Source organism: Colwellia sp. BRX10-1 (assembly GCF_014077545.1).
Classification (GTDB): Bacteria; Pseudomonadota; Gammaproteobacteria; order Enterobacterales; family Alteromonadaceae; genus Colwellia_A.
The window spans coordinates 18,949-36,457 of sequence record NZ_JACGWC010000015.1; the positions used below are offsets into that span (position 1 = coordinate 18,949).

General features: G+C 37.7%; 13 protein-coding genes. 3 read left to right on the forward strand and 10 right to left on the reverse strand.

Annotation, left to right across the window (positions count from 1 at the left end):
• Positions 1-10 precede the first annotated feature (10 nt).
• From H4J75_RS12820 to H4J75_RS12845, 6 genes are all read right to left on the reverse strand, one after another.
• Entirely contained in the window at positions 11-1,207 is a 1,197-nt protein-coding gene (locus tag H4J75_RS12820; RefSeq protein ID WP_182222357.1) for a GAF domain-containing sensor histidine kinase, read from the reverse strand.
• 251 nt (positions 1,208-1,458) lie between these two features.
• The gene (locus H4J75_RS12825; protein ID WP_310733599.1) at positions 1,459-2,265 is read right to left on the reverse strand and encodes a M48 family metallopeptidase; all 807 of its coding nucleotides are present in this window, start codon (positions 2,263-2,265) and stop codon (positions 1,459-1,461) included.
• 88 nt (positions 2,266-2,353) lie between these two features.
• A complete protein-coding gene (locus H4J75_RS12830) occupies positions 2,354-3,835 on the reverse strand; it encodes a cell wall metabolism sensor histidine kinase WalK (protein WP_182222358.1) in 1,482 nt (493 codons plus the stop codon).
• Complete coding sequence (locus H4J75_RS12835; RefSeq protein WP_182216299.1) at positions 3,832-4,557, reverse strand: response regulator transcription factor; 726 nt, start codon at positions 4,555-4,557, stop codon at positions 3,832-3,834. Before H4J75_RS12835 ends, H4J75_RS12830 begins: the two co-directional genes overlap by 4 nt.
• A gap of 374 nt (positions 4,558-4,931) precedes the next feature.
• Complete coding sequence (locus tag H4J75_RS12840) at positions 4,932-5,774, reverse strand: spondin domain-containing protein (RefSeq protein ID WP_182222359.1); 843 nt, start codon at positions 5,772-5,774, stop codon at positions 4,932-4,934.
• Positions 5,775-5,791: 17 nt separating this feature from the next.
• Positions 5,792-6,622, reverse strand: coding sequence for a spondin domain-containing protein (locus tag H4J75_RS12845; protein ID WP_182222360.1), 831 nt, complete (start codon positions 6,620-6,622; stop codon positions 5,792-5,794).
• A 221-nt stretch (positions 6,623-6,843) separates the two neighbouring features.
• Here H4J75_RS12845 and H4J75_RS12850 point away from each other — a divergent pair, with 221 nt between their 5' ends.
• The gene (locus H4J75_RS12850) at positions 6,844-7,206 is read left to right on the forward strand and encodes a hypothetical protein (protein WP_182222361.1); all 363 of its coding nucleotides are present in this window, start codon (positions 6,844-6,846) and stop codon (positions 7,204-7,206) included.
• Between the two features lie 60 nt (positions 7,207-7,266).
• Here the strand turns inward: H4J75_RS12850 and ligA are convergent, their stop codons facing one another.
• The 3 genes from ligA to smc form a co-directional block, all read right to left on the reverse strand.
• Complete coding sequence (gene ligA / locus H4J75_RS12855) at positions 7,267-9,309, reverse strand: NAD-dependent DNA ligase LigA (protein WP_182222362.1); 2,043 nt, start codon at positions 9,307-9,309, stop codon at positions 7,267-7,269.
• Between the two features lie 74 nt (positions 9,310-9,383).
• Positions 9,384-10,448: a cell division protein ZipA gene (zipA, locus tag H4J75_RS12860; RefSeq protein WP_182216306.1), complete on the reverse strand. Its 1,065-nt coding sequence runs from the start codon at positions 10,446-10,448 to the stop codon at positions 9,384-9,386.
• 57 nt (positions 10,449-10,505) lie between these two features.
• On the reverse strand, positions 10,506-14,006 hold the full coding sequence (gene smc / locus H4J75_RS12865) for a chromosome segregation protein SMC (RefSeq protein ID WP_182222363.1): 3,501 nt from the start codon (positions 14,004-14,006) through the stop codon (positions 10,506-10,508).
• A gap of 156 nt (positions 14,007-14,162) precedes the next feature.
• Here smc and cysZ point away from each other — a divergent pair, with 156 nt between their 5' ends.
• Both cysZ and H4J75_RS12875 read left to right on the forward strand, forming a co-directional pair.
• On the forward strand, positions 14,163-14,918 hold the full coding sequence (gene cysZ, locus H4J75_RS12870) for a sulfate transporter CysZ (protein WP_182222364.1): 756 nt from the start codon (positions 14,163-14,165) through the stop codon (positions 14,916-14,918).
• Positions 14,919-15,131: 213 nt separating this feature from the next.
• On the forward strand, positions 15,132-15,518 hold the full coding sequence (locus H4J75_RS12875; RefSeq protein ID WP_182222365.1) for a hypothetical protein: 387 nt from the start codon (positions 15,132-15,134) through the stop codon (positions 15,516-15,518).
• Positions 15,519-15,602: 84 nt separating this feature from the next.
• Here H4J75_RS12875 and H4J75_RS12880 read toward each other — a convergent pair whose 3' ends face one another.
• Complete coding sequence (locus H4J75_RS12880) at positions 15,603-17,453, reverse strand: M1 family metallopeptidase (RefSeq protein WP_182222366.1); 1,851 nt, start codon at positions 17,451-17,453, stop codon at positions 15,603-15,605.
• Positions 17,454-17,509 lie beyond the last annotated feature (56 nt).

Consider the following 17,509-nt stretch of genomic DNA (forward strand, 5'->3'; position numbering starts at 1 on the left):
TAGTTAATTATTATTCAGCAGTTTTTGGAAAATTAAGGGTTAATTTAGCACCACCAGTATAGGTTTTATCTAGAGAGAGATAACCTTGCTGCTTGCGGGCAAAATCACCACATAAACTTAATCCTAAGCCATGACCTGATTCACCTTGAGTACCGCACTGACTAGCAACACAATCACTAAATAGTTGGTCTTGTATATTTTGAGGAACACCTTCACCAGTATCTGTTATAACCAGTTTAACCTGGCCATCACTAGATTTAGCTTCAATGTCGATACTGCCATGCTCTGGCGTATATTTAATGGCGTTTGCTAATAAATTACGAATAATAGTTTTTGTTAAATTAACGTCCGCCATCACAGTAGTATTTTCATTGATGTTGTGTTTAATACTGATTTTTTTTAAATTGAAACTTTCTGTCATCAAGTCGAGCGTTTCTATTAACAGTGGCTTTAAAGCTATCGTTTTTAATTCCGCATGAACGGCGCCTAATTGATTACGCGACCATTGCAAAATTTCGTCTAGTAGCTGATAAAAAGTCAGTGACGACTCTAAAATTCCATCGGCCATTTCAGCAATAAGCTCAGGCTCAAGAGTGTCTGCATTTTCATGCAAAATTTTTGATAACCCTAAAATACCATTAAAAGGAGAGCGTAAATCATGAGACAAAATAGCAAATATTTTTTCTTGATCTGCTTGCATCCGCTCTAACTGACGGTTACGTAGTCTTAGTTCTAATTGGCTAACCACTTGTTTTGCTAAAGTGTTTAATGCTAGTTGTTGTTTTTCATCCAGTTTATGGGGAACTGTATCAATAACACATAAGGTGCCGATAGGCATGCCGTTTGTACTGACCAGTGGTGCTCCCGCATAAAAACGAATATCTGGAGCACCTGTTACCAATGGATTATCGACAAAGCGTTCATCCGCTAAGGTATCAGGTACTTCAAAAACGTCATCTTGTAAAATAGCATGTGAACAAAAAGCGATATTCCTTGGCGTTTCCTGAGCATTAAGACCTACTCGAGATTTAAACCACTGGCGGTCTTTGTCGACAAGAGAGATCAGAGAAATAGAAGTACCACAAATGGCGCTAGCCAACTGAGTAAGTTCATCGAGCATCTTTTCATCTTCAGTGTCTAATACTTCGTATCTGAGTAATTCATCAATACGTTGTAATTCTTCGGGGTGCAGCTCAGCACTTATCATAATACGCAAATCCTTAGGTTGCATTAACTACGTTTATAGGAAAAACAGAAGATTACATTAAACTATATTCCAATGACTATAGCGTATTTTACCATGTTAAGTTCTGATATTTAACTGTTTAAACAAAAATCAATAACATTTGTAGCAGTGTTACTAAAGCCAGCCATCAATATAATTATAATACGTTTCTCAATTAGAGGTAAAAGAATCAATTACTGCTGTATTTGAGCGTAAAGACTCTATATAAGTCTTTAAATATTCTTTGGCTTTTTACAACTGGGTGCGTTACTGGCCTTATAATAAGCTTGGGATTTCGGCAAATGTTCTGTTAACTGAGTAATACGGGTTTCATTTGATGGATGTGTTGACATAAATTCTGGTGGTGAACCATTTGAAAGTTTAGCCATGTTCTGCCACAAACTAATAGCTGCCGATGGTTCAAATCCTGATTTTGCCATTAAGTCTTGCCCAACTATATCAGCTTCACTTTCATGGGTACGTCCATAGGGCATTAATATACCGTATTGTAACCCTAAGCCTAAACCAGACATCCACAAGTTGCGGTTTTCAACATTTCCAACTGATAGGGCCGTATCGACAACAGCCATACCTGTTTGAGAAATTTTACTAGATGACATCCTCTCATTAGAGTGACTTTCAATAACATGCCCTACTTCATGACCAATAATTGCCCCAAGTTGATTTTGATTTTCGGCAACTTTTAAAATACCCGTATAAACGCCAATTTTCCCGCCGGGTAAAGCGAATGCATTGACTTGTTCAGAGTCAAAAACAACAACTTCCCACTCTCCTTTATGAGCAGATTTAGGCACGTTTTTAGTGATGGCTTTCGCGACACATTGTACGTAATTATTTACTGCAATATCGGTACTGATTTTTTCTTTTTCTTTCATTTGTTCAAACGAACTGGCACCCATTTTATTGAGATCTGAACTTGAGAAAAGCGTTATTTGATTACGTCCAGTCGAAGATTTTGCACAACTTGCTAAAACGATAAGCGCAGCAAGTGTTAATAAGAGGGTAGCTTTGTTATTCACGATATTTCCTTAGGTGAAATTTTTTAAATGAAATCCTAATAGGTATTCTAAGGAATGTTGCCAAACAATTCGACTGTTAAAATTCAATTTATAACGAAACTTTACTTAAATTAATAGAAAATGTTGTCCCTTCGCCTAACGTACTCGTTACTTTTATATCAGATTTTAATAATTCCAATAGTTTTTTAGTGATAGCAAGCCCAAGTCCAGTATGCTTCTGCTTGTCTTGCACTGCATTACTTGCACGATAACGCGTATCAAAAATATAGGGCAGCTCATCTTCTTTAATACCTGTGCCCGTATCCGTAATATTTAATTGACAGTGGTTTTTATCCACCTCAGAAATAGATAAGGTGATTTTTCCTAACTCAGCAGTATGACGAATAGCATTTTCTAGTAAATTACTTAATACCCGCTCTAATTTTCCAATATCACTATGAACTTGGGTGTAAGAACACTCAGGTACGATATTAATTTCTATATGCTTTGCTGAGGTTTGCAAACTAAATTTAGCAACAACATCATATAAAAGTTCAGCTAAATTAAACGCTTCAAGATTCAAAGAAACTTGACCACTTTCAAGATGGGCTAACTCAAATATTTGATCAATAAGCCCTTTCAATTGTTGAGCGTTTTTCAATGCTATTTCGATATATTTTTGTCGTTGTTCTTTAGTGACCTGATCATTTTTTAATTCAAGGGTTTCAATATAACCTTGCAGAGACGACAGTGGTGTTCGTAAATCATGAGATATATCAGCCAACAGCTCTCGTCGATGCTCATCATTTTTTTGTAACATGCCAAACTGTTGATTAATTTGTTTAACCATTTGCTCAAACGCTTCGCCCAGTTGGTGTACTTCATTACGACTGTTAGGCATCCATTTAGCGAGATTCACTTTACTTTTGTCAAAACCAACCGCTCTTAGTGCTTTAATATCTCTACTCAAGCGTCTTAATGGGCGAGTAAAATAAGCAAATATTCCTAACATTACTACAAAAAAGAATAGCATAGCACCAAACATTGCCAGAATAGAAAGTTCGGCTTGCCTGCTTGGCTGCAATCGCTTAAAAGCAGATTCATAACGTTCTCCTGTAACAATGACATATAAGTAACCTTGCAAACTACTGCCATTAAAAACAGGCGCGGCAGAAAATATTTTTTTACGAGAAATGTGTTGCGGATCATCGCCATAAATAGGTAACGAAGCTTGATTTTGTGTTAATTGAATAAGTGGGAGTAAATCAATTTTTGTACGTTTAATTAATGTTGGAGTAATCGAATGGGTTATAATTTTACCTGCGGGGTCAACAAAATAAAATTCAAAGGCGGGGCCTAAAACCATTAAGGTATGAAATAAATTTTTCAACGCTTGGTGATCATAAACACCTTGTTGTAATAATGGGTTGTCTCTGGCTAGATTAGCCGCTAAAGATAAGTGTAAATTTTGCTCTGATTCATATCTTGTTTTTTGCTCAAGCTGTTGCGCCCAAATATAAAAAACACTAATAATTGCAATAAATACCACCAATAAAGAAAGAGACAAACGGTGATATAAAGACAGTTTCATGCGGCAACACCTTTTTTATTAAATTTATAACCCACCCCCCAAACTGTTTGCACAATTTCAGGTTTAGTGGCATTTCTTTCAACTTTGTTACGTAAGCGATTGATATGAGAATTTACAGTATGCTCATAACCGCTATGGTGGTATCCCCAGACATTACTAAGTAGCTGTTCTCGAGAAAACACTTGCTCAGGATGAGAAGCCAAAAATAAGAGTAAGTCAAATTCAGTGGAGGTTAGCTCTAGTTCTTTTCCAGCCAATAGCGTTCGATGAGTGGTATTATTAATTTGCAATTCACCTATTGTTAAATGCTGTTCTGGTTGCTGTTGTTGTGAGTGTTGTTGCTCTCTCTGAGCCGCTAAGTGTAACCGTCGCAGCTGACTTCTTACCCTAGCTTGTAATTCACGCACACTAAAAGGCTTACTCATATAATCGTCTGCGCCCAATTCAAGCCCTAATACACGATCAATTTCACTATCACGAGAGGTTATCATTAAGATCACTTGTTCTGGTTTTTGTTCACGTAGTTGTCGGCACACATCTAAACCTGAAATTCCTGGTAGCATCACATCCAGTAAAACGAGAGCATAGTTATTATCAACAAGTTTCTGCAACGCTAGCTCTCCGGTTAAGCAGTGTTCAACCGTTAATGACAGTTCTTGTAAATTTAAAATCATTAAATCTGCAATATCTTGATCATCTTCAACCACTAAAATAGTGTCCATGCTTTGCTCCGTTTTATTCTATTTATTATTAAGAATTACAGCACAAAGAAAAAAAGTTCATCAACTATTGATTGAATATACTTTATTGGACAATTTTAATGCTCATCAATATTATTAGGTAGCCAAGCAGGAGTTATAAACCTCATCGATTCAAGTTAAGCTATTATTAAGCTAACTCTCCATCGATACACCTAAGCCAATACCAACAACATCAATATGTTCTGCATTATTTTTCTTTATGCCTGAGCATAAGAACTTGCTCGGGCATAAATACTTTCGAAACATTTATTATTTTATTTTTTATCAACTCTTTGACTTTATTATCTATCACTAGCAATGTAGAAATAGCGACGCCTGTAAGGACGCCAGCCAATTTATCGAGTTCGAGTTACTATGATACGTGACGTTGGATTATCCCAGCGATCCGCTTCTGTTAATACCGACGTGCTTAAACCTTCCTTACTCTCGTCATTAGCATTGGCATTAGTGACAACACCGCGATGGAAATGAACTAAGTCAAAAAGATCATCACGTGCTGCATCAAAACCAGCACTTGCTCCACCGCCACCTGCAGCACCTGCTGCTGGACCAGGCATAGTCGTTGCCGTTTCAGTATTAGCTTCAGTGCCAGAGTCCCATGTAGGAGCCATAAAGCTCATTGATTGTCCGACTGTCATATTACTTATGTCTGCCGCATTAAGACCGGTAAACGCATCATTAGTGTCAACTAACATTGTTGTGAAACTAAGTCTTAAATCATCTACGTCAAGTAATGGAACAACGAGTGTCGACATTGTACCAACAGAGCGAGGTCCCGTTGCACCATCTGTAGTGGTAGCATCTAAATACTGCGTTGCAGCTAAAGCTTCAGCAAGAAGTTCAGTAGGGTCACCACCTTCAGCGAGCTGCTCTAAACCAAGGCTGGCGGCTTCACCATCGATAAAGGCATGGTAGCCAGGTTCATGTAGAATAATCGCCGCAGGTGAAAATGGCTGACTGTAGGTTAAATTAGTTAACTGAACAGTGAAAACAGCTAGATTACCATTAGTACCATCAGCACCGTTAGTACCATCAGTTCCATCAGCTCCATCAACACCCGCAGTACCGGCAGCACCGGCTTGACCAGCTGTACCATTACTTCCATCATCTCCGCCACAACCCGTTGCTAATACAGTAATAAGAGGCAATAACACTAAACTTATTTTATTAATATTCATGTTCTATTCTCCCTAAATTAAGATGCTGGGATAGTAATGGTTACTCGGGCAACAGGGTTCAACCAACGATGCTCTGTCGATTGCAAATCACTTGCTCCATCGGTAAGACTGGTATCACCTAGAATATTTCTATGAATATGTACGGGACCATCGGTACCATCAACAACTTCATTAGCACCAATTGCACTACCATCTTCAGCAAAACCAACTTTTACTGCAACACCTGTTCCGCCAACACCTAATGGCACTGGAGAAGCACCTGCACCTGCAACACCTGGAACACCGTAACCACCAAGTGCAGCACCACCTTGTTCAACAATATCAGTACGCATACTGTTTAATTCATCATTTAATTCTGTACCTGCATCATATGCGTGCAACATATAAGTATAAGTACCTGGCGTAGTTGGAATTTTAATACTGTCTAAGCCAACAAATGCATCATTCGTTGGGATCAACATAGATAAAATTGAAAGATAAGGCTTATCCATCGTATCAAAGGCATAGCTTAAAGATGTTGATGGCGCGACTAAACCATCAAAACGGTGCCATGTATTCGTTGTATTATCGGTATCTGTAGGGCCTAAAAGTGCTTCAAAGTTTTGACCTGCTGATGCAGCATTTTGCGCATCATCAATGACACCCGCTTCTGCAAGCCATGCTAATGCTGATGTAGCTTCAACACCGGGTTCAAAAGCATCAACAGAATTATCATGGGCTATAACTAAGCGTGGCGTAAAATGTTGTGCATGGGTGAGGTTAGTAATTTGAATATCAATGGTTTGTGCCATTAATGCTGAACTTGAACAAGCTAATGCGATAGCTGATGCGACTTTAAAAAATTTCATAACTTTCCTTTGATGACTAAATGATTTCACATTCAGTATGCGCAGCAAATATTACGAAGGTTTCACGAAGTTATCACGAATTCATCACAAGAGTTAATTATAAAAGTAATGAAATTTATTTAGATAAAGAGGTTCTATGTATTGATAATATTTATTAAATCTTGCAAGTCCCGCAGCAAGCGTGACAAAATTATTAATCATTATCATCTTTTAGAATTTATATGAAATATCGGTTAACACCAGCACTATTCAATAATATCGCCATTACTTGTTCTTCATATCGCTGGAAACTATTAGCGTGGAGCTGTTTCTCGTTTGCACTATTTTTTATGTTAAGTAAGCAAATTGAACAAAGCACCCCTATTGTCTTGGTGTGGTTCGCTATATTTATTTTATTTGCGGCTTTACAGACCTTAGTGGTAGCAAGTTTTATTTTCTTCTTTGTGACTTTACAATCAAATAAACAAGAGAATAAACCGTGGCGAAAGTTTTATTCAACAATCGAATGGTGTGAGGCCATTATTTTTACCGTTATATTACCTTTACCTATGCTTTTGTTTGTTTACGCACTGATCGTTATTTAACCGGTTGTTTATTGTTTAACCGGCTATTTATTATTTAACACCTAGGGATCAGTAATAACCTTATTTATGTTTTGCAAGTAAGGTTACCAGCTCATCTTCGGTCAATATATCTACCCCTAGGTCTTGCGCTTTTGTTAGCTTTGACCCAGCCTTTTCACCAGCGACCAAAAAGTCAGTTTTTACTGAGATACTGCCTGAGACTTTAGCGCCCAGTGCTTGTAATTCTGCTTTAGCTTCGTTGCGCCCCATTTGTGTCAAGGTGCCTGTTAAGACAAATATTTTATCTTTTAAGGGCTGTTGTTCTGCAGATTTCACTTCAATATCTGACCACGACATTATGCTTTCAAGCTCACTGACCACTTCAATGTTATGGTCTTGCTGAAAAAATTGTATAATATTTTTAGCAACAACCGCCCCAACATCAGGCACTTTTTGCAAAGTCTCTTCATTCGCTACTTTGATTGCAGGGAAGTTAAGAAAATAATTGGCTAAATTGGTTGCCGTGGTTTCACCTACTTCGCGAATACCGAGTGCATAAATAAATTTAGGCAATGTAGTACTTCTTGCTTTTACTAGACCTGAAATTAAATTATCTGCCGATTTTTTACCCATACGAGCCATGGTACTCACGTCTAGTTCTGTTAACTTAAATAAGTCAGCAGGGGTTTTAATCAAGTTTTCGTCGACTAATTGCTCAACTAATTTATCGCCTAAACCATCTATATCGAGGGCTTTTCGTGACGAAAAATGTTTAATCGCTTCTTTACGTTGTGCGCCACAATATAAGCCCCCCGTACAACGTAGCACGGCTTCGCCTTCAGCCTTAACCACAGCAGAATCACATACTGGACAAGTTGTCGGAAAAACGATGTCACGAGAATTTTCAGGACGCTTTTGCAATTGAACACTGACAATTTGTGGAATGACATCACCCGCTCTTCTTATCGTAACAAAATCATTAATTTTGATACCTAAACGCTCAATCTCATCCTGATTATGTAAGGTCGCATTGCTGACGGTTACACCACCAACAAAAATAGGATTTAAACGCGCAACCGGAGTAATAGCCCCTGTTCGGCCAACTTGAAAATCAACATCAAGTAATTGTGTTGTCTCTTCCTGTGCCGGAAATTTATAAGCGGTTGCCCAGCGCGGCGCTCGAGCAACAAAGCCTAATTTTTTTTGCAGGGCTATATCATCAACTTTAAAAACCGTGCCATCTATTTCATAGCTTAAATTGTCACGTTCTTGCATGATATATTGATAAAAACTGGCGACTTCTGACGAATCACTCAGCAACTTAACTTCTGGGCACATAGGTAAACCCAATGTTTTTAACTGACAAAGACGTTGATAGTGTGAATTTTCTAACCACTCTTCACCTAATGTTTGACTTGATGCTTGTTCAACATAACCAATACCATAGACATAAAAAGCTAAGTTGCGTTTAGCGGCTATTTTTGAGTCTAATTGGCGTAAACTACCTGCAGCTGCATTTCTTGGGTTTGCGAAAATCTTTTCCCCTTTTTTTAGCGCACTAGCATTTAACGCATTAAAGCTGGCTTTGGGCATAAAAACTTCGCCGCGAACCTCTAATATGTCAGGGTAGTTATCACCGGTTAATTTTAAAGGTATCGATTTGATCGTGCGAACATTTACCGTGATATTTTCACCAACAGCCCCATCCCCGCGCGTAGCTGCTTGTACTAAAACACCATTTTCGTAGCGTAAACTCACCGCTAAACCATCAAGTTTTGGCTCAGCACAGTATTTAATAGTTTCTTTTGAAAGCAAACGGTCTTTTACACGCTTAGCAAAAGCTTGCCATTCATCCCCAGAAAACACGTTATCAAGCGATAACATCGGTACTTGGTGTGTCACTTGACTGAAAGATTTTAACGCTTGCCCACCGACTTTTTGACTCGGTGAATCAAGTAATTTTAATTCTGGCTCTGCTGTTTCAATTGAAATAAGTTCTCGCATTAAGCGATCATATTCTGCATCAGGAACACTGGGTTCATCTAGGTCGTAATATTGATGATTTAATTGATTGATAAGTTGATGAAGCTCTTGTACTCGAGTCGCATTAGCAGGTGATGACATAAGAATGAATTACTTTTGAAAGAGTTTAAATTACAGGTTAATCAATAAATTAACCTGTCAGAGTTTGCTTGATTTTAAGATGAGGCGATTAAATTTCTTCGCGTAAATTCGCGAATTTTACCCACATAATGTTGTTCTGTTTGTTTGGTCATAACATTACGTTTGTCATCTAATAATTGACCATTAAATTCTAAAGCGAGTTGCTTTGCTGCGTTGAGCATTTGCTCAAAGACGACGGAAGCATCACCCGCATTAGGTAACATCATAAAAAGGCTAATACCTTGTGTAGTAAAGCTTTCCATATTGTCGAGGTCAAATGTTCCTGGTTTCATGATGTTTGCTAAACTAAAGGTAACTTTACCATTTCCAGCATTATCTTGATGGCGGTGAAAGATGTTCATCTCTCCGTATTTCATACCCAAGGTTAATAATGTCGGTAAAAGTGCGGCACCTGACATTTGCTGTTTTTCAGGCATAACCACTGAAATAACCAGTACTTCAGGTTCAACTTCCACTTTTTTATGCTGAGGGATTATCGATTCTTTTTTGGCCGCGCTTTTACTTTCCTTGCTTTCGCTGCCAAAATTTATCTCTATTTGGTCTCGCTTAACAGGCGCTTTTTCAGTAAAACGCGCCGACGTTTTCAATGGTTGTTTAGCTGATGTTATCGGTGTTTGATAGACAGGTGTTTCAATTCTCTCAATAACAGCCGCTTCTTTGGCGGTAACCGAGCCAAATAATGATGCATCATGATCACGTAAATCAGCACTGTTGTTATCTTTTTTAGCAGAAGTTTCATCAAAAGAAGACATGTCCCCCAAACTTGGTTCATCATCTTCGGCACTAAATTCGCGATATGAGGTAGCTTGTTCTTCATATTCAGCTGTCGATGGCATAGGCATCTCTTCATCATATGATTGAGCACCAAGTGAGTTTTCAACGACTCTTGGTTTACTAACACCATCTTGATCAAAGCCTGAGCCATCAAAACCTCGGTTATTAGGCTCAACTTTTTCAGCTTTTGCTTTAAGCTTATAAGGGTTTTTATTTTTTCTTATGGTCCAAAAACCATGAACAAATATTGCCGTGATAACCACAGCACTGATAACAATCAATGCAGTTCTGAAATTATATTCCATCGGATAGCCTTTTATTATTCTATTTTCAGCTTTGTTTAGCTTTACTTAATTTTGTACTTATTCTAATTCAGCCATAGCGATTGCTTCATCAATATCTACAGCTACCATTTTTGATACGCCCGGTTCAAACATAGTAACACCGGTTAACTGACTCGCCATTTCCATCGCTATTTTATTATGGCTGATATAAATAAACTGTACAGTTTGCGACATCTCTCGCACCAAGTTACAAAAACGACTAACGTTAGCATCATCAAGAGGCGCATCGACTTCATCAAGCATACAAAATGGTGCAGGATTTAACCTAAAAATTGCGAACACTAATGATAATGCGGTCAGCGCTTTTTCGCCACCAGATAATAAGTGAATAGTGCTATTTTTTTTACCTGGCGGTCTAGCCATAATAGTAACACCCGTTTCAAGCATATCATCATCTGTTAAGGCTAAATAGGCACTACCACCACCAAAAACCTTAGGAAATAATGCTTTAAGATCACTATTAATTTTTTCAAAGGTATTTTTAAATTTGTGACGGCTTTCTTTATCTATCTTAGCAATGGCTAATTCTAACGTATTAATCGCTTGGGTTAAATCTTCATCTTGTTGATCAAGATAGGTCTTTCGCTCAAATTGTATTTGATATTCATTAATAGCTGCAAGATTTATTGCCCCTAAACGATTAATATCTTTACCTAAGTTAACAATATGAGCCTGCCATAAAGGCTCTTTTGCTTGATCTGGCATAGCGGTTTGCACCGCCAATAAACTCTGTTGCATTTCATTAAGTTGCTCGAGTGCCGCATCAGCACGTAAACGATAACTTTCTGCGGTTAAATGAACAGCATTAATTTGCTCTTTCTTACTATTAATATTTCTAGTTAGTTGCTGAACTTTTAATTCTGCATCACTAATCAGTGTTTTAGAGTCTGTTGTATCATGCTGTATCTTTGCTATTTTTCCATCAAGTTCCGCAACGTCTATTAACCATGCTTGTAACTTTTGTTCATCAACTTGCAACGGCGATGCACACTCTTCAACGATTTCTTGATGCATGCGTTGTTGTTTGGTGAGTTGTTGAATACTTTCTTGCGCACGAACTAAGGATAATTGGCCTTGAGTTTGCTCATGATTCAATTTTTCAATAATTAACGCTTGCTGATGTTTTTGTTGATGGAACCTTTGGCTACTTTCTTGACTGTCTTGAATTTTTCTTTGTAAACTCTCTTGTGCACTGCTGATATGCATAAGCTGTTCGGCATCATGCTTTGGTAATTTTGTAAGCGCATCTTCTTGTACTGATAATAATTTTTTGTTTTGGCTCAGTAAACTTTCTAGCGTTGTTAGCTCTTGTTGATAAAGGGTACTTTGTTTATCGCGTTGCTCTGCCGCTTGTTTAGCCAAAGCAATTTTTTGCTGTAAAGCCTGAACTTGATAAGTAGATTGTTCGATTGCCGTTTTAAGTGCCTTAGCGTCACTAACAAATTGTTCTTTGCTTTTTATCAGCTGACTTTCTTTATCTTGGCATTCTTGAATACTGAGTGTTAGCTCAGTCACTTTTTTTGAGGTCTGGCTAATATTATCCGTTAACTGTAGCAAGGCATCAAAATTTTCAGCGCTTCCTTTTCGCAGAAAATATCGACTTAACCAAGTACCATCTTTACAAATAACTGACTGATGATCAGCAAGCGTTAACATTATCTGTTGTGCTTGTTGGTAATCTTGGGCAATAAAAATATTATTTAGCAAGGCCGTTATTGCCGGTAAGCCTTTAACTTGTTCGGCCAATGTGCCGCTTGTTACTTTCACTGAACGAGTCGCGCTAGTCTTGTTTATTTGTTGATCAAGTACTAAAAATAGTGGTTCAATGGTGACTTCTGTGGGGAAATATTCAACCAACTCGCCTTGTAACCAATGATGTAGCACTAATTCGACACTTGCCTGCCAGGCTGTTTCTACGGTTAATAATTGAAAAACAGCGCCAAGAACTTTTTGCCCGCGCACACTTAACCATTCTTTTTGCTTAATGCGCCAACCTGCTTGTTGATTTTGTTGTGTCAGTAACTGCTGTAAATAAAGCTTTAATGCTGCTATTTCACCACTGTACTGTGCTTGCTGCTTCGAGGCTAGGCTGATTTGGGTAACGAGTACGAGTTGGTTTGATTCATTATCTTTATATTGTTTTAGTAAAGATTGCTGGTGTTTTTCTTGCTTAAGTAGCTTATTTCCAAGCTCAGCAGTACTCTCGACATTTTCGCTGAAGCTCTCTTTGGTTAAATTCGCTAATAAATGTGTTAATGATTGTTGGCGCTGCTGCTGCTGACTTATCTGCTCGCTTAACTGAGAGATTCGCTGATTAACACTCAGCTGTTGATCATTTGTATCTTGATGTTGGCGTTGTAAAGCTTGCCATTGCTGATGCTCATTTCGCTGCTGTTCAATATAGCCTTCTAACTGAATTTGACTCTCAAGCAGTTGCTGCTCTATGAGTTCAAGTTCAGGTACGTGTTCGGTAATTTTTAAAGTGCTTTTTTGGAGCTGTTCTTGCTCGGCTAGCACCAATTGTTGCGCATTAATCAGCTGTTGCTGGGTAACACTGTTATCGTGTTGGGCTTTCTGTTTTTGTTGCTTTAAATGTTTGATGTTTTGTTCTGCACGAGCAATATCATTACTTAATAGTAATTTTTGTTGATGTAGCTCACCGCTAGACTCTCCGCCTATGGTCACTTTTTGTTTAGCATCAAACAACTGGATATCGATTTTTTTCTGTTCAACAATCAAAGCTTCTATTTCTGTTTGATATTGACTTACTTGTTGTTTTTGCTCGTTAGCTTGCTGATCAAATTTTTGCCATTTTAAAACAGTCAACTCAGCTCTATATTTACGCTCTCTAGTTTTTAACGTTTTAAAACGCTTAGCGGCTTCTGCCTGTTGATGCAGTTTGTCGATTTGTAAACCAAGCTCAACACGTATATCGTTTAAACGTTCAAGGTTTTCTCGCGTATGTCTGATTCTATTTTCAGTGTCTCTGCGGCGTTCTTTATATTTAGAAATACCCGCGGCTTCTTCAATAAAAACACGTAACTCTTGCGGCTTAGATTCAATAAGTTTTGAGATAGTACCTTGCTCAATAATCGCATAACTGCGAGGACCAAGACCGGTACCCAGGAAAATATCGGTGATATCTCGACGGCGGCATTTACTACCGTTTAAATAATATGTATTTTGACTATCTCGATTTATAACGCGTCGAATAGAAACTTGATTACGATCGGCCATATTGCCTTGTATGCGACCATCAATATTATCGAATAACAATTCAACAGATGCTTGTCCGACCGGCTTGCGTGTTGCTGCGCCATTAAAAATCACATCGGTCATGGCATCACCACGCAAATTTTTCGCTGAACTTTCACCAAGTACCCAACGAACAGCGTCAATGATATTCGATTTTCCACAACCGTTTGGCCCAACAATAGCTGTCATTCTTTGTTCAAATGGCACTTTAGTCGGGTCAACAAATGATTTAAAACCAGCAAGTTTTATATGCTTTAAACGCATAAAACACAGAAACCTTTTATTGTTATACTTTGATAATACTCAGCAATAAAATTTTACCAGAGTTATCTATATTTTGTAACATGAAACATCTGTTCAATTTATCAATTTATTTTATAATCACAGTTAAAGAAAGCATGTAAGGATAAAAATCAGCCAATGAATACAATTATTAATCAACCGTTAGCTAACAGTGGTGCCGGATATTTTATTAAGGGCTTTGAATTAATCAGAGAAAAAGGTATTCGCCGTTTTGTGTTTATACCCCTACTGGTTAATTTAGTATTATTTAGTGTCGCCTTTTATGGTCTATTTTTAGAACTTGATACCTATATGACTATGCTCGATAACTGGCTTCCTGATTGGCTATCTTGGTTAAGTGCTTTCTTATGGCCAGTCGCTTTATTATTTTTGTTAGTGATGTTTTCTTTTATATTTAGCTCAGTCGCCAACTGGATTGCCGCACCTTTTAATGGTTTGCTATCAGAAAAGATGGAATTATTGCTCTGTGGTAAAACAATACCACCCGCTTCGACCCTCGATGTTATAAAAGATGTACCACGAACGTTATCAAGAGAATGGTGTAAATTACGTTACTATTTACCGCGCGCTATTGGTTTTTTTATTCTTTATTGGATACTGCCGGTTATAGGACAAATATTTTGGTTTTTATTTTTAGCTTGGATGATGGCCGTTCAATATAAAGACTATCCTTTTGATAATCATAAAATTGACTTTAATGAAATGCGTTACGCACTCAAACAAAAGCAAGGATTAAGTTATAGCTTTGGTATCACAACGGCTATATTTTCAATGATCCCTATTATTAATCTAGTGGTCATGCCTGTCGCTATATGTGGTGCAACCGCGCTATGGGTTGATCATTACAGAAATGACTTTGTTGATACCGAATGAACTTTCGAGATGATTTTGTTGACCGTTCATGTTAATTAATTATTAATCAGTTAGTTAGCGTTATTTATACGATTAGGTACTTATTACCGCTATTATTATTTGTTATTTAAACAATGCCTTATATAGCGGTAATGATTAGATTATTAACAATATTCTTGATAATTACCTAGCAACACACTAGATTTAGCTAAGCCCGTTAAAGGATCAAATATTATGTTTAACCTAAGTACCGTAAATTTATCAAGTCGATTAACTTGTTCCTTGAAAACACTATTAGTCGCTTTTATGTTGATAAACGTCAACCTTGCTATCGCAGAAGAAACAGCAATGGTGACCATACCGGCCATGAGTGATGCGCGAGTTTTTGCTGAATTTACCGATGAGACACCTGCGGTTATAAACTATTTTACAAAAAGTACCGAAGAGGAAGTTATCCAGTTTTATCAAAAAGAATATGGGCAAGCGTTAAACCAAGAAAGGAAACGTGGCCGTTTAACGCTAAACTTTAACCAAAAACAACATAGCATCCGAGTTGTTATTTCACAGCAAAACAAGCTACGACAAGTTGATGTGATCGTTGAAGAAAACAGCAATAATTAATATATACATCACAAAATCACATAAAAAAACGCCACGTTAATAAATGTTAACGTGGCGTTTTTATTTTATCATTTTAGTTGAATGTTATTTAGCTTTTAAGACACCGTCAATAGTGCCTTGCGCTAAACCATGATAACCAGGGCGCGCTTTTTTATAGACATTAAGTGCCCAAGCTTTACCTGCAGGTGTCTCAGCTAACGCTTTATAAAGCGGTACAATTAACTTACGACGACCGATAGCAATTAGATATTTTGACATCGCAGGGTAAACAGTATCGTAACCGGTTCTTAATGCTAATAAGTACCAAGCATGTGCAATTTCAGCATTAGTACTGGCGGTAAGGTTAAACGCTTTATCGAGTGCACTCATCCGCTCAGTCGGTAATGTTACCGGTAGGTTATTAATAAAATGCAGCCATTCATGCAAGGTCCATGCTTTAGTTGGTAATTGCGCTAACGTTATTTTATCACTTAACAGACTATTAATTTGACCGTCGATAGTGGTAAATGCACTTGATGTAGGCTGCGGCGCATAACTAGGTAGTCCTTGTTCATAAATCCATTCATTAACTTCTTTATCGCTGACAATATTTGGATATTTATCAGTAAGATTTTTTTTCAAATAAATAACAAAATTGGCAGTACCTAAACTTTCAAAGGCATGGCTGTTGAAGTAATCTAAAATAAAAGTATCAAATTTATCTCGACCAAATTTAGCCTCTAAAAACATTAAAAACAACTGACCTTTCACATACGGAACACCTGAGAATGCGTCATCAGGATCACGTCCTTTAAGGTCGATATAAAGTTGAGTATCACCCGGCGCTAATTCAGCAATTTCATAATTTAAACTTTGTGCACCAAGCGCTTGTTCCATAACAGCTCGGTCTTCACCAAATACCGCTTCCATAATACGATTTTCAACATAACTGGTAAAACCTTCGTTTAACCATAAGTCACGCCAACTTTCATTAGTCACTAAGTTACCCGACCAAGAATGAGCGAGTTCATGAGCAATTAAATTGACTAAGCTTTTATCACCAGCAATAACTGTTGGGGTAATAAAAGACAAACGTGGGTTTTCCATACCACCAAAAGGAAAACTAGGCGGTAATATCAGTAAGTCATAACGTCCCCAACGATAAGGACCAAAGATTTTTTCTGACTCATCAATCATAGCTTGTGTATCGTCAAACTCACTAACCGCTGCATCTAAAATGCTGGCTTCAGCATAAATACCCGTTTGCTTGCTCATCGCTTTAAATTCTAAATCGCCGACACTAATTGCAATTAAATATGGAGGGATTGCTTGCGGCATACTAAAAAAGTAATCGCCGTCACGAGCGGTATTAGGTTCGTTATTTGCACTCATTACCGCTAATAAATTATCAGGCGTAGTAATACGAGCGGTATAAGTTACGCGAACACTAGGTGTGTCTTGCACAGGTATCCATGAACGTGCGTGAATCGCTTGATTTTGACTAAATAGGAAAGGATACTTTTTCCCTGCCGTTTGTTCAGCTGACAACCATTGCAAACCTGATGCTTTTTCAGTTGATTGGTAATAAACACGAATTTTTTGTGCTTTAAAAGTATTGTTTATGGTGAGTTTTGAACCTAACACGTTATCACGATTAGCCAGTGTGAAACTTACCCCACGCCATTGTCCTGCTTCAGTTTGAGCCATTACACGGTCAATGATTAAATCTCGGGTATCGAGAATAATCGGCTGCGAAGTTTTACTTAACCACTCTAACGATAATTCTGCAAAACCAGCGAGTGATTTTTCATCAAAATTAACCGCTAGATCTAAATAGATGTGGGTTGTTTTTACTTGGTCGTAATTAGCATAGGTGTATGCGTCATTGGTTTTTGCCAAACTTGTAAAGCTCGATAAAACCAATAGTGCAAATAAAGACTTAAACAATGGTCGCATTATGGAAGATCCAATAAAAAAATAGGCTGATAGATTAAGATAACCTACCAGCCTAT